The organism is Mesorhizobium sp. L2C066B000, from assembly GCF_000502335.1.
Classification (GTDB): domain Bacteria; phylum Pseudomonadota; class Alphaproteobacteria; order Rhizobiales; family Rhizobiaceae; genus Mesorhizobium.
Window position 1 is genome coordinate 182470 of the sequence record NZ_AYWZ01000016.1, and the last position, 17433, is coordinate 199902.

Genomic DNA, 17433 nt, shown 5'->3' on the forward strand with positions numbered 1-17433 from the left:
AGTTACAGGGCGACCGGCGAAACCGCCTACTACGCTCATTCTGCTCGTCGAACCAGATCAGAGAATCTTTCGGCGAGGTATGGTCGAGCTCTGAGCCGCGCCTCCAGATGGCTCGGGCCCCAAAGGTCTACCCAGTGGCCTTTCTGCGCCAGCCCCTCGCAGTAATTGAACAGATCGTTCGACCACCCGGGATGCGCAACAACCAAGATGCCATCGGCGCCATGCCTCTCGATCGTATCGCGTACGTCCCGGACATCGCTTTTGCCAACTGTCTTTTTCCGCGACTTCACTTGGACGACTATCTTTCGTCTCTTCACCGCAGTTTCATAGTGCACTTCTCCCCCCGGCAATCCGGGAGGTGTCAGCCACAAGGCAACGAGATCTCGTCCCTGATCACGTTCGAATGATGGGCCGGCCGCCCGGACCCATTCGAGGCCTTGTTCCTCGGAAAGGATCGCTTCGACTAGAGCTTCGAAGCGCGCCGGATTCAGCGGTGTGCTCCACACCCAGCGAACGCCAACAAGAAAGATCGCCGATTGTTTAGCGTTCTGGTGTTCCCATTCCGCACGGAGCTGATTGTATCGTGCCGCGTCAAATCTACCTGCGAGGGCGACAATGGTGCGCTGTCCGATGAAGACGCAGTGGGTGTCGACCGGAATGACAATGCTCTTGCCCGAATCCGGGTTACCATCGACCCGACGAAGGATCTCCAAGCCTCGCTCGATAGTCGCCTGTGGCACGCAGTTCACAAGGCCATGCTCGGAATAGATATTGTGGCCTGCAAAGGTAACCGAGCTCGGCCCATAGTACGGCACTAATTCATCGAGCGCCTCACGCGCACCAACATCGAGGCGCACGATCGAAACCGAATTGTCCCCCGCGACCAGATATTCCCAATTCGGGTTCTCTCTTGTCACCCAGATCCAGTCGCTGCGCCCAGGAACAATATCCTCAAGGCCCACGATCCACTCTGGCTTCGGCTCGTCCCACCAACGCGGCTCAACGACGTTCGCGGGGCCGAAATGGAATGCCTCCCACAAGATATGTGCTATCCAAGCTGTATGCGCTGCCAACCGCGGGCCGACAAGCTCGCTCTCCCCTTCGCTCAAGGCGGAACTGTATGGCTGCGTGAAGAACATGAAGCGGCTGTAAATCTCGGGGGTTCCGGTCCACCCGACGTCAAGCCAGACTTCGGGAGACGCTGCGCCTGTTGCTCTTAAGGCCGCCGCCCACATCAGTCCGAAGATGTCATGCAAGTCAGTTCGGCCGCCGCCGCCATCCCATTGAGACGAGCTAAGGCGCACCGCTCCATAGAAGATGACACCGCTGGAATCTCCGCCTTTGATCAAGCAGAACGGGAAGTGTTCATCCTGCGCGCAAGGCTGCAACACGAAGAGTTTGTCGATAGACTCGGCGCTTAACCTGGTTTCCAAAATACCCCCAGCTGGAACTAATCCTAGCTTTTCCCCAAAGAGACCAAGAACTCGGTGAGCTCGGAGTATTGGTTGGCACTGCTGATAGGCACGATCTGAACCTTCAAATCCTTGAACCATCGGTCCTGTTCTACTGCGGTCAACTGCTCCTTCGCCATCACCGCATAGTGGCTTGGCCCAGAGTCCTGGGGGTAGGCGTCCGCTATGTAATTCAAGAGCAATCTCGTCTCGGGGTCGTTCATTGATGCGCCCACGAACACCATCGAAAACATGGTGAACGTGCCCGTCAACAAATGTTGGTATGCCCTTTTTCTGTAGAGCGTTTCTCTGTAGTCCCGCTCCGTCAGGATAATCCCGTTGCCCGCGCGCTGGGCGTCGCCGTGGGCTTTGAGAATGAAGAATTCTTGCGCAAATAGCCGACGCTGGAGTTCACCCTCGTCCTGGTAGGTTAGCACCGAGACATCGTCGTCAACCTCGGCGCGATAGGAGCGCTCTATGATAGTGTCATAATTAGTGGTGATGATGAACGGCAGTTTATCCAATTTTACCAACGCTTCATGAAGAGCCGTAGGCTTGGGCTTGGGTGCCTTGAACGTATCTTCCACGACCTTAGCGAAATAACTGCCGAGATCCTCTTTTAGACCGGACGCTATCATGAGGTATTTACTCGGGTCTGAGATAAGTGAGCGGTATTCGCGGGCCTTATCAGCGGCAACGACGTTCTGCTTCTCTGCGACAGCCACCATGGCTTCGAGGAACTGCGGCCAAGTCGGCAGCCCGGCCCCAACAGAAGCACCGGCGCCGACCAGAATAGCCGCTTTCTTGCCGCGATAAGTCGCCCGAAGATTGTCGGGAATGCTCTTTGCGTCGAATGCCATCACGACCTCGCGTCGATGTCGGGGCAGAACGCCCGAAGTGCCTCATTGCGCGTGCGAAGGCTTTCCTTCGTGCCGGCTTGGGTGCGAAATGCTTCGATGTAATTGTATAGGTGCCGATCGAGTGTCGGTTGCGCGCTGTCGCGGCTTAGAAGGACATCCGGCTGCGCGTTATGCATACGACGCCTGGCCTCGAACAATTCGTAGGCCTGAGCCAGCTTCACCGGGTCCACCGCGGCTCCGGCTCGCTGCCGTTGCGATATCAGCAGGGAGAGGTCCACAAAAATCCACTTCTGAGTTATTCGATAGCCGAATTGTTGGTTCACCTCGTCAAGAACGTTGAGGACGGCACCGGCGCGGGACGCCAGTTCGAGGATCGAATCGGTGTCGGTCACTTCCATAACCATGCGTTTCAAGTCCGGGGCCTTCAGATCTCGATCGGTCCCATACTGCAACACTGCAAAGACGTGGGTGATGTAATCCAGATGCTTCGATCTGGCGGACGAAATCCGGCAATGCCCGAAGAACTCGTGTGACTCCGCGATCGATGCCATGATGCGGTTGAGAGGATGCAACATCGCATTGCGCAGCTCTGCAGGATTTAGCGGCACGCCCATTTGTAGGCGTGAGAACAATGCAGCTATGTCGTCGTTCGTGCCTGTAGATATCTCGGCGACGCTGACCTCGAAGGCATCGAAACGGTCTTTTAGATCTTGGTGCAATTGATCGTATCTTAATCCCGCAATGGCGCGCCCGTCGACGGGAGCCAGCGGCTCGCTGTATTCAAGGGGCAGATCTCCTGAACGAAACTCCCACAATGCGCGCAGTCGCTGCTGGCCATCCACGGCATCATGAGTGAATACCGCATCGCCATTGCGAACGCGCAGGTAGACCTTGGGTATGTCCATACCCCTCAGAATGGAATCAACCAAAAGGACTTGGCGAGGCGGCTTCCAAGCCGGTCCTCGCTGCCATTGCGGATTGAGGTTGATGTTCTCACGCTCGCTGAATAGTCGATCGACCGTCCAGGTGCCCTGATGGATTTGCAATTTCTGACGCCCCCCGTCTGACTTTGTTAAAGGTTTAGGCCGCGATGCTCAACCATCGAGGCCACAACTTCCGTCGCCGGGTTCGGATTTCTATTTTAGTGTGGATTCCGGCATCATCCTTCTGTCGAGCCGGAACCCGCGTCGATACGAAGCTTCTTGGCCACTTGGGTTTGCGGGCGCGCCGTGGCGGCGAAGCCTTCACCGCCACGCAGTTGGCCGGATAGAAGCACAATCTAATAGTCTTCGAACTAGGGCTCTTTGCGGGTCGAGAGAGCTGCCCCGCAATGCGGACACCTACATCCTCGAGCTCGGCTCGAGGATGGGAGGAATAGAGGTCGGGACGCACGGCCCGCAGGATCCGGATGGCCGCCTCCATAGCGTCGACCTGGCTCGTACCCACGGCGAGCTTGTCGGCGAGAGAGGGGCTGAAGTCCGACATCTCTTTCTCGGTGACGTTCCGGAAATCAAAGCCGGGCTGACGACGACGATGCGAAACCCCGAGGTTGCGATCCCGCGGTCGATCTGCTGTGAGATGCTATCGCCCAGCTCGACTGAAACTTGTCTTACCAAGCCGCGACACAGCTTGCGCAGCGCCTCGGCGAGCGGCCGCACAAAGCTCGCCTTTGGCTGGCGAGGCATGGCTTATGAAACGTCCGGCTTGTCAGTCATGGCGCTCTCTTGTCTCGCCCTGCGCAACGAGCTGCTCTTTGAAGCGAGGATCTGCCTCTTCACGTCGGCGGACAACTGGGCGACTACTAATCGCTTGTCAGGCCTAATCGGCCGGAAGCTGCGATTTCGGCCTAGGTGCGAGCGACGGGCGTCATACACTAATGCTGATACCATCGCTGAAACCTAAAACAACGCCGTTCCCGTCGAGATCGACCCAAATCGGCCCAGCCAACATGGTCGGCTCTTTGGGACCCCGTCGAAGGGCAAGAACCGGCCCCGCCAGACGCTTGCGCTGATCCAGGGGAACGGTGTCGACCAGAGCGGCAATTTGCGCCGCGGCTTCCGCGACGCTTCGTATTTCCCGGGGCATGGCATACTCGGAATCTGCCCTGGCCTTGATGGCTTCGGCCAACTCATCTCTCGACATTGGCTCCGACGTGCTGCGGACAATGTCCACCATGGCCACGATTAGGGCCGTGCCGATCGACATCAAACTGTCGTGCCTGGCAAGACCCGGAAGCATGCTTTCGCCGATGCCGCGATCATCAAAGGGCGCGACCAGTCGAACCAGTTCCCCATAGTCGCCGTCCCAAACACCCGCGTTCAGAAAATCGCCTTCGGCATGAAAGCTTTCCCAAACTTTTGGCTCGAAATGATTTTGCCCCATGCGAAACCGGGGATGAGCCAGTAGATTGGCCTTTAGGGCGTCCCATGAACGAATGTCCATATGCAGCGTATCGACCGTCCCGACGTAGGTCCAATGGTCGCTGGGGAGCATGATGGCAGCGTCAGTGACGCCATTTGCGTAGTTGTCCCAAAACGCAAGCCATAGGTGATAGTTTAACTCTCGTTCGAACGGTGTCCCGATAGCCCCGATCCCCAGCGCGCGAACATCCCTCAATGCGACGACGGTGTTTTGCATAGTCTGAATCGCTTCTCCGAGAGGCAGGGGCTCCTGGGGTTTGTGTTTCGAGCGATTGTAGAGGTCGCGCATGCCATGCAGCTGCGGCACGCGATCCGGGTGAAGCGACGTTGACTTGAAAAGTTCGATCAGCGTGTAGAAGTTGTCTGCGCGTGTCGACATGGGAAAGGCAACCGACCGCAGAAATGTTTCGATGCGGGACCCCATGGGGTCTATTACTGAGGAGACATCTGCCCTGGCATAAGGACCATGACCGAGGCGACGCAGGCGCTCGAGCGCCGCGTCTACTGCTTCAACAATTTCATCGCCTCTGGTCATACTGTTCTCCCTTGCACTCTGCCGCCTTCGCAAACTGGGATAACGACCGCACGAGAGCGCTCCGACGCCACGATTGCTGCTGCAATCCGAGCAGCTCGGACACGATTTTGTCGAGCACTAGCAACGCCACCAGCAGCCCTTGGCGTTGTTGACGGTGGCCGTCCACGAGCGGCGCTGAGAGCCCCGGCCGTACCTTGGTGCCGTAGCGGCCACGTGGAGCCCGCTGCATTGCCAATTTGGCCCTGTTTGTATCGACTCGGCGCACTTACACGATTCCCCATGCCCGAAACCTTCCCCTGCCCGTCATCTCGCGCAGGCCAAGCTCGCCGATCAGGTTGAGCGCCCCCTGTTTTGTCACCTTTAGCCGCTCCTGGATGATGCCCGTCGAGACGAGCGGCCGCGAGAGTACCAGCTCGACCAGGTCGGGCAGTTTCGAGCTGGCGCGCCGTTGTTTGACTCGCCGCTCCATCTGGCTTTTTGCCAGCACCAGCCGATCGTGTTCCTTCAGGCCAGCCACTGCGGCGTCGTGAATGGCATCGAGCAAGGCAAGCAGCCGATCGCCGCGATTGCGCGCCCGCCTCCGCTCGCGCGGAATGTTTTTCGCGCCGAGATGAATGCAAGCGAGATGGTGGGCGGCGAGTCCTTCCTGTCGCAGCAGTGCAGCCACGAGCAGCGGCCCGAGCCACGTGGCATGCTGCAGCACCTCGATGTCCGACCAGGCTTCGAGCAGGATTGTGGCGCGCAGCACCGACGGCCACTCCCGCGTGGCGGCGAGCACAGCCTGCCATTCGGCCAGCCGTCCTTCTTCATTCCAGTCGAGATCGTAGATCAGGCCGTTTTGCGGCTCCGGCCGGTCGTCCGGGCGCGCCGCTTTCACCGGCACGTCGGCGCCGCTGAGAATCTTCGACGAGCGCGCCAGGACGGCATCGATCTCGGCAAATTCTTCGGCCAGACGATCGGCCTCAGCGTCATCGCGATCGTCGGCTTCCACAGAGGCAGTTCCAGCCCCCTCCCCGTCCCGGCTTTTTTGGCCCGCCGCCGGCATGGCGCCGCCGCGACCGGTCAGCGCCAACAAACCGTCGCGGCTGAGCGCCCAGTCCGGTTTTTGCGCAAAAATCCGCCGCCGGGTTCGCAGCACCGCGTGCGCCCGGGTGAGTTCGTGGGTCGGGGTGCGGATGTCCATGTGGGCGTCGTGCAGCACGAGGTCCTCGAGGTGGACGAGTTCGCCCTCGAGCCAGAGCGCGGACGTCGCGTCGGCAAAGTGCTGGCGCTCGACAAAGCCGTCGCGGACCGGCGAACGGGCGACCCGCTCGTCGAGGCGGACCAAAACCTCGGTCGCGCGGGCAACCGGCCCGATCAAGGTTTCCAGGGGAAGTTTGTCGAGCGTGTAAGCCATTGTTTTCATGATGGCTGATTCGCGTTGGTCAAGCTAGTGAGGGTCTCACTGGACTTACATCGTGTTTCTTCAGGGAGAAAAGTCACTATCGATAATGACCTCTTATCGATAGTCATTGATTTGAGCGCTCAAATCAGCCAGCATCGCGCTGATGACGGCCGCTGATGACGGCCGTCGGCGGCGTGCGGCCGGCGTTCTGGACGGCCTTTCCCCGCCGATAGAGAGGCACATCCGGCATGTCCGAGCAAAACCCCATCCGCCTGCCCGACCCCGCTTCCGTCGAAACCGTGCTCGCAGCTCTGCAGCCGCAGTCGGCCGACGCCGAACTCGCCCCTGCCCTGAGCAAGGCCTTTCCGGGCTTCGCCTTTACCGTTGCGAGGATCGACGATCCCTACTGGCGCAACCCTCATGCTGTCGTCGCTGCCGATGGCACGCGCCTCGGCGGCCATCGCGCGTGGGTCGAGCGCGCACTGGCCGAAGTCGGCGGCGACCTCACCGCCTTCTGGAACCGGCATCGCCAGGACGGCGAAAAATTCACCGAATGGCGCGGCACCAGCGTCTTCGCCTTCGCGCCGACTGGCCCGGGCGTGGCAGACTTCGTCCAGCTCTCACTCGGCCGCGAGATCGAGGTTCTGGCCGGCGCAGTGGTCGATCCAGACTACCGCCCCACCAGCGCCGACCATCTGTTCGAGCCGACCTGGGTTACTCGCGAGTCCGCGGTTGCGGCGCGGCAGCTCGCCGGACCGGTTTACCGGCTGCGCGGCCGCACCGGCGGCGGCATCGTCCATATGCGCAGTTTTTTGGCGCGCCGGGCCCGCATCGAGCGCGAGCAGCGCGAAGCACAGCGCCCGGAGCTTGAGGCCCGCATTATCCGCGAGGTCGGTCCGGACGGCGCGCGGGACACACCGTTCCTGGTCGCCAACCCAGACTGGTTCGATTTCGAGCCGCGCGAAAACCGCTTTTTTTCCGACTGGGAGCGATCGAGCGCTTGCGGCCACCGCATCTTTGACCACTGGGCGTTCGACATCCACGACCTCGAGGGGCGCGAACAAAAACGCGAGATCGGTTTTGTCCCGCGGCCACTGAAATTGCCGGCCGAGCGGCTGCTCGCCGGCGAGAGCGTGTCCGTGCATCGGCTGATGGAACGCATCGAGGCGATTGACGCCGAAATGGGCCTGCCCTTCGCCTGGTTTTTTTTGATGACGCACGGGCATTGGGTCGATCCGGATGTCGGCCACACCATCGCTGACGGACTGCGCGCCAAGCGCGTGCGGCTGGCCGATGGTGATGCTGCCGTGCTGCTCGCCTGGGCCGACAAACCATATCTGTTTTGAGGGCATCATGCAGCTGCGTCTGCCAAAGCCCGCATCCGACCCGAAACTGCGACGCGCCGAAGCGCTCGATGCGTTGGAGTCGGTGCTGCCGTTCGACCGCCGCGACCTTTTGGCCGAAATCCTCACCGACGACGATGTCGCCACGTTGCGCCATCTCGCCAAGGAAGGCATCGGCGAGAATTCGCTGCGGGCGCTGGCCTCGGACCTCGGCTACCTCGAAGCCTGGTCGCTTGCCGCCACCGGTTTTTCGCTCCCCTGGCCCGCGCCGGAGGCACTGCTGATCAAATTCGTTGCCCATCATCTCTGGGATTTTTCGAAACGGGAGACCGATCCGGCGCACGGCATGCCCGAAGACGTGGCAGCGGCTTTGAAGTCGGCCAAACTGTTGCGCGTTGACGGCCCGCACGCGCCCGCCACCGTGCGCCGGCGGTTGTCGAGCTGGTCGACGCTGACCAAATGGCGCGGTTTGCGCGGCAAATTCAACGCGCCGGGGCTGCATGGCGCCATCAAACTGGCCGTACGCGCCAGCGCCCGCCCGCGCGGCCGCAAGAGCAGGAAGGCGGTGACCGCCGACATCTTGGCCGCCCTCCTGAAGGCCTGCGCCGGCGACCGTTTCGTTGACGTCAGGGACCGCGCGATCCTCATCACCGCCTTCGCCTCCGGCGGCCGCCGCCGCAGCGAGATTTCGTCTCTGCGGATCGAACAGCTGGTTGAGGAAGAGCCGGTGCCGGCCGATCCCAAGGATCCAGAGGGGCCAAAACTGCCCTGCCTAAAAATCCGGCTTGGCCGCACCAAGACGACACAGGCCGACGCCGACGCTTTTGTGCTGCTCGTCGGCCGCCCGGTGCTGGTCCTAAAAGACTGGCTCGAGCGCGCCGGCATCAGCGAGGGCGCCGTGTTTCGCGGCATCGACCGCTGGGGAAGTGGAGAAGCGAGCCCTCACCCCGCAGGCGGTCAACCTGATCCTGAAGCGCCGCGTCGCCGAGGCTGGCCTCGACCCCCAAGTCTTTTCTGCGCACGGCCTGCGCTCCGGCTACCTTAGAAGCCAGCAGCAGTCGAAAGCATCGTTCCATGCAACAGGCATCGCGCTATTACAGCCGAGCGCCAATTGGGACGCGCCGCGCGGCTAATCGTCTGACCGGCCTCAGGCTCACTGGTCCTAGCCGCGCTGTTCGGCTCAAAACGATCCCACTGCGCTGCTCATGGCCGCTGAGCTGCAAAATTTGACTTCGCGGGTCCAGGGAACTTGCTCCGTGGCGCCTGACGTTGCAAGGATACGAAACGTATTGTAGCGCGAACGCAGTACCCATCGCGCACCTTGATCTTGGCCCAACAAGGCTCAACAAATCGTAAACGCGGGGCGCGTATTGATGGAAACCAGGATCATCGACAGCCGGGACGATTTCGCGCAATGGGCGATCGATCGGGCCAATGCGATCCTGACGGATCAGGGTTCGGAACTCGCCACCGTCGCCCGCAACGGAAACGAAGCCCAAATCGGCGCGACGGCACAGGCGCTCGGCCAGGCGATCGTCGATGCGCTGCTTGAGGCGTTTGATGGCCTCGCAGGCGACGAATGAGCCGTGAGACACACTGCTGTGACGATGGAAACGGCGGCGCCCGCGTTGGGCGAAAAGCCGGCCGCTTCTTGCTCCTGGGATCGGCATCGATCGAGCTCCTGAAGCAGTCGGGCGAAAGCCTTGCTGGCCGCATCGCCTATCTCGAGATGCGTCCGATCGACGGTCTGGAAGTCGGCGCCGCAGCTCTTGGGTCGCCATGGGTGCGGGGCGGCTTTCCAGACAGCTTTCTGGCCACTAGCGACCGCGCCAGTCGACGATGACGGCAGGATTTCCGGACCTATCTGGAGCGCGACATCCCCCTCCTCGGTCCCCGCATTCCGCCGCTTCTGGACCATGCTGGCCCACACCAGGCCGGCCTTCTCAACGCAGCCGAGTTCGCGCGCGCGCTCGGTGTCGACGGTAAAACTGTCGCGTCCTATCTTGATCTGCTGGTCGATCTGTTGGTGCGCCGGTTGGAGCCGCGGCACGCTAATGTCAGCAAGCGCTTGGTCAAATCCCCGCGCGTTTATGTGCGCGACAGCGGCATCACCCATACGCTGCTTGGTCTCGCAACTCAGGAAGACGTCCTAGGACATCCGGTGGCCGGCGCCTCCTAGATGGGTTCGTAATCGAAACCCTCACTGCCCCCGCCCCCGCCGGCACCCTAAGCAATTTCTACCGAACAGCTGCTGGTGCGGAGATTGACTTGCTACTAACGCTGCCGGGCCAGCGCTTCTGGGCCATCGAAATCAAGCGTAGCCTGACGCCAAAGGTGGAAAAGGGTTCTATCCGGCCTGCGAGGACCTTGCTCCGGAGCAGCGCTTCGTCGTCTTTCCAGGATCGGAGCGTTTTCCGTTCCGGCATGGCATCGAAGCGGTGCCCCTCCAGGATCTGGGCAGGGCGTTGTTTGACGAAGCATGATGCAGAAGTTCTGGCATTCCGCTCAGGGCGAGGCTCAAGCTCCCTCCTTCACTGCTGCAGAGCGAAAAGCCTCGCGGCGTGCTTTGTGTGGGCTTGTCGTTGGCTATCCTCGCGAAACGGCCCTTGACCTCGGCAAAAGGGGCCGTGACACCGGCCTTTCAGCCGCCATCTGCGTGAGGGGGCCGATGTCAGGATCCGGCCAAGCGAAACGGTTGCTGTCAGCGAGCGCAATCTAGTGACGCTCGTTATCGAGCCGCAGCTGGTTCCTCACCGCCGCCCAGTCGAGCGGCTCCTTTCATTAGCTTGCGCGGTTCTGCGGAACGGGGGATGGGCGGTCTACACAGTGGCACCCGCAGGCGCCTATTAAGTGCTTCCCTGTAGGCTCTTCTGCAAAACGGACCCGCTCGCTCGCGCCGCCGTAGCCTGCTCAAATCTCGACGTCCGCGACCGTGTCGTTTTGCTGACGGATTTCGCGTTGACAGGCCTCCGTCGCACCGAAATTGCTGCTCTCCGGGTCGAACAGCTGGTCCAGGAAGAGTCCGAGCCGGCGTGATCCCAAGGCACCCGACGGCGAAAAACTGCCCTGCCTATGGATAGGCCACACCCGGACGAACAGGCCGACAGCGACGCTTTCGTGCTGCTCGTCCCCCGGCCAGCGGCTGTGCTGCAGTCGAGGTTCGAGCGCGTAGGGTAGTGGCCAGGACAGGCGGCGACAGCGCACTGGAGTAAACGTATGGTGCAAGCTCGGGAGGCCGGGTTCGTGCAGAGAGCGCGGTGTGCCGTGCAGGATTGAGCGGCTTATTCCTCTTTTTTGCTTCACGTGAATCTAAAACGGAGAAGTTGGTCGTGGCCAACTTTGCTGGTTGGCCACGACAGAGGCACTATTTGGCGAAGTCGATTCGCACGAAAGAAGAGTTGGCCGCGGCCAACTATCGACCGTCGTTCACCAGAAACCGTTGAATCATAAGGGTTGTTGGCATGGTTCCCGAATCGTGCCATGTTCGATACGGTTTTTTAGCAATCCATCGCTAAAAAGCGCATCGGAAGGGGAAATCGATGTTGCATACTCAAAACGTATCGACGGCCATTTCTTCCGACGCGCGGATTGCTCATCATGCGCGTCAGCTGTCTATGCAGCTACAGCTACTGCGAGAGCGCCTGTTCCCGCCGTCCTCCCAGAAGATGTTGAAGACGTTCACCTCCGGCGAGGCCGCTCAGCTCGTCGGCGTTTCAGACGGCTATCTACGGCAGCTTTCAATAGATGGCAAAGGCCCTTTGCCCGAGGTGTCCCAGACGGGACGACGTTCGTACTCTCTCGCCCAAATTCATGAGTTGCGGCAGTACATGGCTTCTATCAAGCCGAAGGATGCGCTCGCTTACCTTCCGTGGCGGCGGAGAGGCGAAAAGCTCCAGACGATTGCCGTCGCCAACTTCAAAGGCGGCAGTGCAAAGACAACGACATCCATCTACCTCGCACAGTATCTTGCCTTGCACGGATATCGTGTTCTCGCGGTTGATCTCGACCCACAGGCTTCGTTGTCGTCGATGCTCGGTGTTCAGCCGGAGTTCGATCTAGCGGAAGGCGATACGCTCTACGGTGCGATCCGTTACGACGAGAAGCGGCGGCCGCTGAAGGAAATAATCAGAAAAACCTACTTCGCTGGCCTCGACCTCGTTCCCGGAAACTTGGAACTGATGGAGTTCGAGCACGAAACCCCGACGGCTCTGATAGAGCAGCGGAAAACAAGCAACAGCGAAATCTTCTTTCGGCGTGTCGGCATGGCCTTGGCCGAAGTGGAAGCCGATTATGACATTGTAGTGGTCGATTGCCCGCCGCAACTCGGATACCTGACGCTTGGTGCGGTTTGCGCAGCGACATCGCTTCTGATCACCGTCCATCCTCAGATGGTCGACGTGGCGTCAATGTCGCAGTTTCTGCTGATGACTTCCGACCTTCTGTCGGTCGTCCGGAAAGCAGGCGGCGATCTGAACCACGATTTCATCCGGTATGTCATAACGCGCCATGAGCCGCACGATGGTCCGCAAGCACAGATCGTTGCCCTGCTGAGAAGTCTCTTCGGGGACGAGGTTTTGGCGGCGACAGTCCTGAAATCGACGGCGATCGCCGATGCCGGGCTTACGAAACAGACACTCTATGAGATCGAACGAGGACAAGTCCGCCGCTCGACATTCGATAGGGCGATCGAGTCCCTGGATGCAGTCAACGGGGAGATCCTCGGCGGCATCGAAAAGGCATGGGAGCGGTCATGAGCAGGCGAGACGTTCTGAACGGAATATTTGCCGATACGACCCGAGAGTTGGCCGCGGCCAACTTTTCCAAAGAGACGGATGGCGGTCGTGTCCTGGCGGGGCCCGTAAGGACGATGGGACTTGCCCTCGACCGCATGGACCAGGAAGCCAGAGAACTTCGGGAAGCCTTGAAGTCCGGCGAGAGGGTTGTCGAACTTGATCCCGAACTCATTGACGGCTCATTCGTGCGTGATCGCCTCGACGGCGAGGTGACCGCTACGGACGATATTGTGAGGTCGATCGAGGAAAACGGCCAGGAAGTGCCCATCCTCGTCAGGCAGCATCCCGATCTCGAAGGACGATATCAGGTTGCCTATGGCCATAGGAGGCTTCGTGCTGTCAGGCTCCTGAGGCGGAAGGTAAGGGCGGTTGTCAGGCCCTTAACGGACAATCAACTCGTCGTCGCACAAGGCATCGAAAACACTGCGAGAAAGGATCTCTCTTACATCGAGAGAGCGGTCTTTGCCTTAAGCCTCGAAACGCACAGCTTCAGCCGCGATCTGATCATGCAGGCGTTAAGCACTGACAAGACGGAACTGTCGAAACTGTTATCCGTCGCCAAGGGCATTCCGGGCAGCCTAGTCAAAGCCATCGGTGCCGCACCCTCTATGGGCCGCCGCAGGTGGAAGGATATTGCCGAAAAGATCACTGATCCCAAAGTGCTGGAAGCCGCTAGAGATGTCATCCACAGCCCCGAATTCGAGGCCTTGGGGTCGGACGAACGCTTCATGATGGTTTTGGCTGAGGTTTCGAAGAAGCCGCAGCGAGAGCAGACCATCAGCGAGTGGAAACCGAACGGCGGCAAGGTTGCGGCAAAGATCAAGGACACCGGGAGGGCCTATACGCTCTCCCTCAAGACTGCCGAAGCCGATGAGGGCTTCGGCGCATATCTGACAGAACGGCTGGACGATCTCTATGCCGACTGGCAGGCAAACCGAAAATCGAAGCAGGAGTAAACCGCAAAAGAAAAAGGCCCCCAAACGACCNCTCTATGCCGACTGGCAGGCAAACCGAAAATCGAAGCAGGAGTAAACCGCAAAAGAAAAAGGCCCCCAAACGACCTTAGTCGTGGAAGCCTCTCTCATGTTGTCGCAAACTGAGAATCGCATTTCCACGAATCACTGTCAAGAGTCTAGGCGTCGATTCGGCGAGCAGATTTCTTTTGCCTAATTGAAGGCGAAGGAAGAAATGGAAACGGGTATTGCAACGACGCCCTTTGGGCGGCGGCAGATGTCGCTTGCCATGCTGGCAGCGCAAAACGACTCACGTGAAATCCCCAAGGACAGGGTCGTTGAGAAATGGCAGATCTACCGCGACCTCTGCGAGGGCAAGAGCATCGTCGGCATTGGCGATCGCGCCCTGGCCGTCCTGAATGCGCTGCTTTCATTCTATCCTGACAGCGAGCTGAGTGAGGAAAACGGCCTCATCGTGTTTCCCTCGAACGCACAGCTGTCCCTTAGAGCTCATGGGATGCCCGAACCCACAGTCAGACGGCAACTGGCAGCCCTTGTGGACTGCGGGCTGATCATCCGTCGGGACAGCCCGAACGGCAAGCGTTATGCGCGCAAGGGCCGGGAAGGGGAGATCGAGGAAGCATTTGGCTTCTCCCTGGCGCCGCTGCTGGCCCGTGCTCACGAGTTCGAGGCGGCGGCGGAGCGTGTTCGCGCCGGCAACAGGGCGCTCAGGCTTATGCGCGAGCGGATCACCTTGCACCGCCGTGACATCCAGAAGTTGGTCGAGGCGGCCGTAGAGGAAGACGTGCCGGGCAACTGGGGAGGCCTGTGGAGGCGGTTCCGCGCCGTTGTGGAGGCAATTCCGCGCCGAGCTTCCATGGTCGAGCTCGAGCCGATCGTGGGCGATCTGGCCGCGTTGCATGACGAAGTGGATAAGTTGCTGGAAGTCCACATGAAATCCACGAATCCGAGCGGCAATGACTCCCAAAACGAGCGGCAGCAATCCAATTCAAATACCGACTCTATCTTTGAATTTGAACCTGCTTTAGAGAAAAGCGGGTCGACGGCCGAGCCAAGGATGAGGACCGCACAGCCCCCGAAAACCTATCCGCTAGGGCTTGTGCTGAAGGCCTGCCCGGAATTTTCGGATTACGCCGTCGACGGGATCGGCAACTGGCGCGATTTCATGATCACGGCGGCCCAGGTGCGGGGCTACCTTGGCGTTTCGCCGTCAGCATATGAGGAAGCCTGCCATGTGATGGGCCAGGAGGTCGCCGCGATGGTGATTGCCTGCATTGTGCAAAGGGCACAGCACATCAACTCCGCAGGCGGCTATCTGCGGGTGCTGACCGAAAAGGCGCGGGCGGGGCAGTTTTCGGTCGGACCGATGCTGATGGCGGCGCTGAAGGCCAACGGGGCAACGGCGCGGATGACCGGATAAGTGTGTGGGTACCGGGATTTGCCGAGCGAGGGCTCAGGGTTTGATCCGCGCGATAGGGCGTGGATCGTGGCTGCAGCGCTTGTCGGTAAGAACGCCCTATGCGATTGCGGGTTTGAAACCTATCGAAAAATGCCATATTTTTTGCACGAGAAACGTGGCTGTTTATATGGTAGAGTGGATCCTATGAGTCAGGCGCTCAAGATTTCCGTGCAGACTGAACCTCTCGTCTTGGCCTATATGGACCGGAACGGGAAGATCGCGATCGAGCAGGTCGCGGACGGTTTCGGCATGTCCAAGGGGCAGTTGGCCCAGACCGCCGGTCTTGCTCGCGAGACCCTCTATCGGTCGGAGCGCAGCCGGACGGTAAAGACACAGGGACGTCTGCGGGAAATGCTCGAGATCATCAGCCGCGTGGCGGATTGGGCGGGCGGCAAGGAACAGGCGATGGCCTGGTATCGAGCCCAGCCGCTTCCGGCATTCGGCGGGCGCACCGCCGAAGCGCTCGTGAAGGATGGAAAGGCCGCTGCGGTCCGTGACTATCTCGATCACATGGCCGTTGGTGGCTTTGCTTGAGGTTTGCCGCAACCTGCTACAGGGCGCACGATCCACGTTGGGCATTCAAGCCGACTTCCGGTGATGGAGCGGCGATCCGGGGTGCCCGATTCAATCCCAAGGGTGTGCCGGCGCTTTATCTGGCGCTGACCGTCATGACAGCGGTCAAGGAAGCCAACCAGGGTTTCGCGCATCGGATCGACCCTTGCGTGCTGTGCTCCTACGAAGTCGATTGCGACGACATTGCGGACTTGACGACAGAGCAGGCGAGGGGAGAATTCTCCGTCACGCTCGAGGATATGGCCTGCGCCTGGGCGACGGCTCTCAGCGATGGAAATCGCCCAGCGTCATGGTCCATCTATGACCGACTGCGGCCGCAAGGCATTGCCGGTATTCTGGTTCCGAGTTTTGCTCCCGGTGCCGAGACCGAGGATCGCAACCTGGTGCTTTGGGACTGGGGTCCGCGTCTTCCGCACAAGGTAACTGTATTCGACCCGAGCGGCCGGCTGCCAAAGGACCAGCTGTCCTGGCGATGAAGAATTCGCGAAAGGCAGGGACGTTTTCGGCTGCAGGTGTCGCGCGACGCTTTCGGGGCGATGTCAGTCACCGACCTCGATCGAATTGTGATCGCACCATGTCCTCAACGCTCTTTCGTCCGCATTCGCTTCGAAAGCGTACCACCGATCGAGTGCACCCCTTCGCTGCAACAGATCCTTGAACCTTGCGTACGCGCCTCTTTTGCTGAAGATTTCTTGAACGTCACCGACGTTGTCAGGCAGAAATTGGCGGGCGAAGTCCAGGACGAGCGGCTTGCCCAGGTCGAGTTCTTTCTTGTCAGCTATTTGGACGTATTTGTCGCTGTCGTCGATATCATCCGGCAAATCGTCCAAATCACCCGTGAATTCGGAATGCCAGTAGAGCGTGCCTGACTGCTTGCACAGAAAGGCCTGATGTTCTCCCGTGCCCCCAGAACTGACGAATTCGAAAGCTAACAGTATGTCTTTGAAGCTGACGGGCATTGTCGTTCGGCGTCCCATATAGATGGCGTGGAGCCAACGCATCAGAGGTCGGTACCACGAGCTGTTCTCGATCGTGCCCCGCCGCATGGTGTACCCGGCGGTGACGAAGTCGCTCGCGAGCGCGCTCTAAACAACGCTGTAGCGAGCGGCGTAGCGGGGCATCGATGTTCGCTGGCAAGGTCAGGTTGCTCACACTAACCTGATTCGAAGCCACCGATGACCGACGACATGATGAACCGCCGCACGCTCGTGGTGAAGACCCCTGACGCTGATCTTTTGCGCGAGATGATGGGCTTTGCCGCCGAGCGGCGGATAGCGATGGAGGTCGGCGCCGCAACCGGCGGTCCAGGTTCCTAAACGATGAGTCTTGCTGCCCTTCCGAGCGTTCGTTCGGCCTCGTTGTAGTAGTTGGCAGCCTGCTGCACGGAACGATGCTGCGACTGCTGCATGGCTTCGGGCAGCGGAATGCCCCGGCGGGCGGTTTCGGTGAGATAGCCGGAGCGCAGGCCATGGGCGGAAAACGCCGCCGGGTCGAGCCCAGCCTCGGCGACGCGGCGTTTCAGGATCAGGTTGACGGCCTGCGGGGTGAGGGCCCGCTTCTCCAAATTTCCCCAGCGGTCGATGCCGCGAAACACGGCGCCCTCGCTGATGCCGGCGCGCTCGAGCCAGTCTTTTAGGACCA

General features: G+C 60.2%; 15 protein-coding genes and 3 pseudogenes. 11 read left to right on the forward strand and 7 right to left on the reverse strand.

The features are described 5' to 3' along the window. Window positions 1-35 precede the first annotated feature (35 nt). The 5 genes from X733_RS140890 to X733_RS140860 all read right to left on the reverse strand — a co-directional run bounded on the left by X733_RS140890 (window position 36) and on the right by X733_RS140860 (window position 6662). Entirely contained in the window at window positions 36-1433 is a 1398-nt protein-coding gene (locus X733_RS140890) for a restriction endonuclease (RefSeq protein WP_023819808.1), read from the reverse strand. 23 nt (window positions 1434-1456) lie between these two features. After that, window positions 1457-2311 carry an SIR2 family protein gene (locus X733_RS140885; protein WP_023819809.1) on the reverse strand — a complete coding sequence of 285 codons (855 nt, stop codon included), beginning with the start codon at window positions 2309-2311 and terminating at the stop codon, window positions 1457-1459. Then, the gene (locus X733_RS140880; RefSeq protein WP_081740737.1) at window positions 2311-3357 is read right to left on the reverse strand and encodes a DUF262 domain-containing protein; all 1047 of its coding nucleotides are present in this window, start codon (window positions 3355-3357) and stop codon (window positions 2311-2313) included. The genes X733_RS140885 and X733_RS140880 overlap by 1 nt, the downstream gene beginning before the upstream one ends. Window positions 3358-4177: 820 nt before the next feature. After that, window positions 4178-5266: a hypothetical protein gene (locus tag X733_RS140870; RefSeq protein WP_031193945.1), complete on the reverse strand. Its 1089-nt coding sequence runs from the start codon at window positions 5264-5266 to the stop codon at window positions 4178-4180. A 265-nt stretch (window positions 5267-5531) separates the two neighbouring features. Beyond that, window positions 5532-6662, reverse strand: coding sequence for an RHE_PE00001 family protein (locus X733_RS140860; protein WP_023819814.1), 1131 nt, complete (start codon window positions 6660-6662; stop codon window positions 5532-5534). A gap of 236 nt (window positions 6663-6898) precedes the next feature. On the opposite strand from X733_RS140860, the gene X733_RS140855 reads away from it, so the two are divergent. The 10 genes and pseudogenes from X733_RS140855 (at window position 6899) to X733_RS140820 (ending at window position 16268) form a co-directional block, all read left to right on the forward strand. After that, complete coding sequence (locus X733_RS140855) at window positions 6899-7996, forward strand: hypothetical protein (RefSeq protein ID WP_023819816.1); 1098 nt, start codon at window positions 6899-6901, stop codon at window positions 7994-7996. 7 nt (window positions 7997-8003) lie between these two features. Continuing rightward, a pseudogene (locus tag X733_RS01000000166595) lies at window positions 8004-9134 on the forward strand (integrase). A 232-nt stretch (window positions 9135-9366) separates the two neighbouring features. Next, the gene (locus tag X733_RS140850) at window positions 9367-9576 is read left to right on the forward strand and encodes a hypothetical protein (protein ID WP_023819817.1); all 210 of its coding nucleotides are present in this window, start codon (window positions 9367-9369) and stop codon (window positions 9574-9576) included. Beyond that, window positions 9573-9836, forward strand: a complete 264-nt coding sequence (locus X733_RS1000000170995) for an ATP-binding protein (RefSeq protein ID WP_023819818.1) — start codon at window positions 9573-9575, stop codon at window positions 9834-9836. Before X733_RS140850 ends, X733_RS1000000170995 begins: the two co-directional genes overlap by 4 nt. 66 nt (window positions 9837-9902) lie before the next feature. Continuing rightward, window positions 9903-10603, forward strand: a pseudogene (locus X733_RS1000000171540) (DUF4143 domain-containing protein). Window positions 10604-11532: 929 nt separating this feature from the next. Continuing rightward, window positions 11533-12747, forward strand: coding sequence for a plasmid partitioning protein RepA (repA, locus tag X733_RS140840; RefSeq protein ID WP_023819820.1), 1215 nt, complete (start codon window positions 11533-11535; stop codon window positions 12745-12747). Beyond that, the gene (gene repB, locus X733_RS140835; RefSeq protein WP_023819821.1) at window positions 12744-13742 is read left to right on the forward strand and encodes a plasmid partitioning protein RepB; all 999 of its coding nucleotides are present in this window, start codon (window positions 12744-12746) and stop codon (window positions 13740-13742) included. The genes repA and repB overlap by 4 nt, the downstream gene beginning before the upstream one ends. A gap of 232 nt (window positions 13743-13974) precedes the next feature. Beyond that, window positions 13975-15180: a plasmid replication protein RepC gene (repC, locus tag X733_RS140830; protein ID WP_023819822.1), complete on the forward strand. Its 1206-nt coding sequence runs from the start codon at window positions 13975-13977 to the stop codon at window positions 15178-15180. A gap of 183 nt (window positions 15181-15363) precedes the next feature. After that, window positions 15364-15753 (forward strand): MbcA/ParS/Xre antitoxin family protein, encoded by a 390-nt coding sequence (locus X733_RS140825; protein ID WP_023819823.1) that lies wholly within the window; start codon window positions 15364-15366, stop codon window positions 15751-15753. Next, window positions 15750-16268 (forward strand): RES family NAD+ phosphorylase, encoded by a 519-nt coding sequence (locus X733_RS140820; RefSeq protein WP_023819824.1) that lies wholly within the window; start codon window positions 15750-15752, stop codon window positions 16266-16268. The genes X733_RS140825 and X733_RS140820 overlap by 4 nt, the downstream gene beginning before the upstream one ends. 63 nt (window positions 16269-16331) lie before the next feature. On the opposite strand, the gene X733_RS140815 is transcribed toward X733_RS140820, so the two are convergent. Further along, window positions 16332-16751, reverse strand: a complete 420-nt coding sequence (locus X733_RS140815) for a hypothetical protein (RefSeq protein WP_023819825.1) — start codon at window positions 16749-16751, stop codon at window positions 16332-16334. A gap of 216 nt (window positions 16752-16967) precedes the next feature. Between X733_RS140815 and X733_RS1000000169805 the strand changes: the two are divergent. After that, window positions 16968-17093, forward strand: a pseudogene (locus tag X733_RS1000000169805) (IS256 family transposase); the annotation flags it as partial. Between the two features lie 11 nt (window positions 17094-17104). Here X733_RS1000000169805 and X733_RS140805 read toward each other — a convergent pair. Continuing rightward, the coding region (locus tag X733_RS140805) for a tyrosine-type recombinase/integrase (protein WP_023819828.1) at window positions 17105-17433 on the reverse strand (329 nt) is incomplete at its 5' end.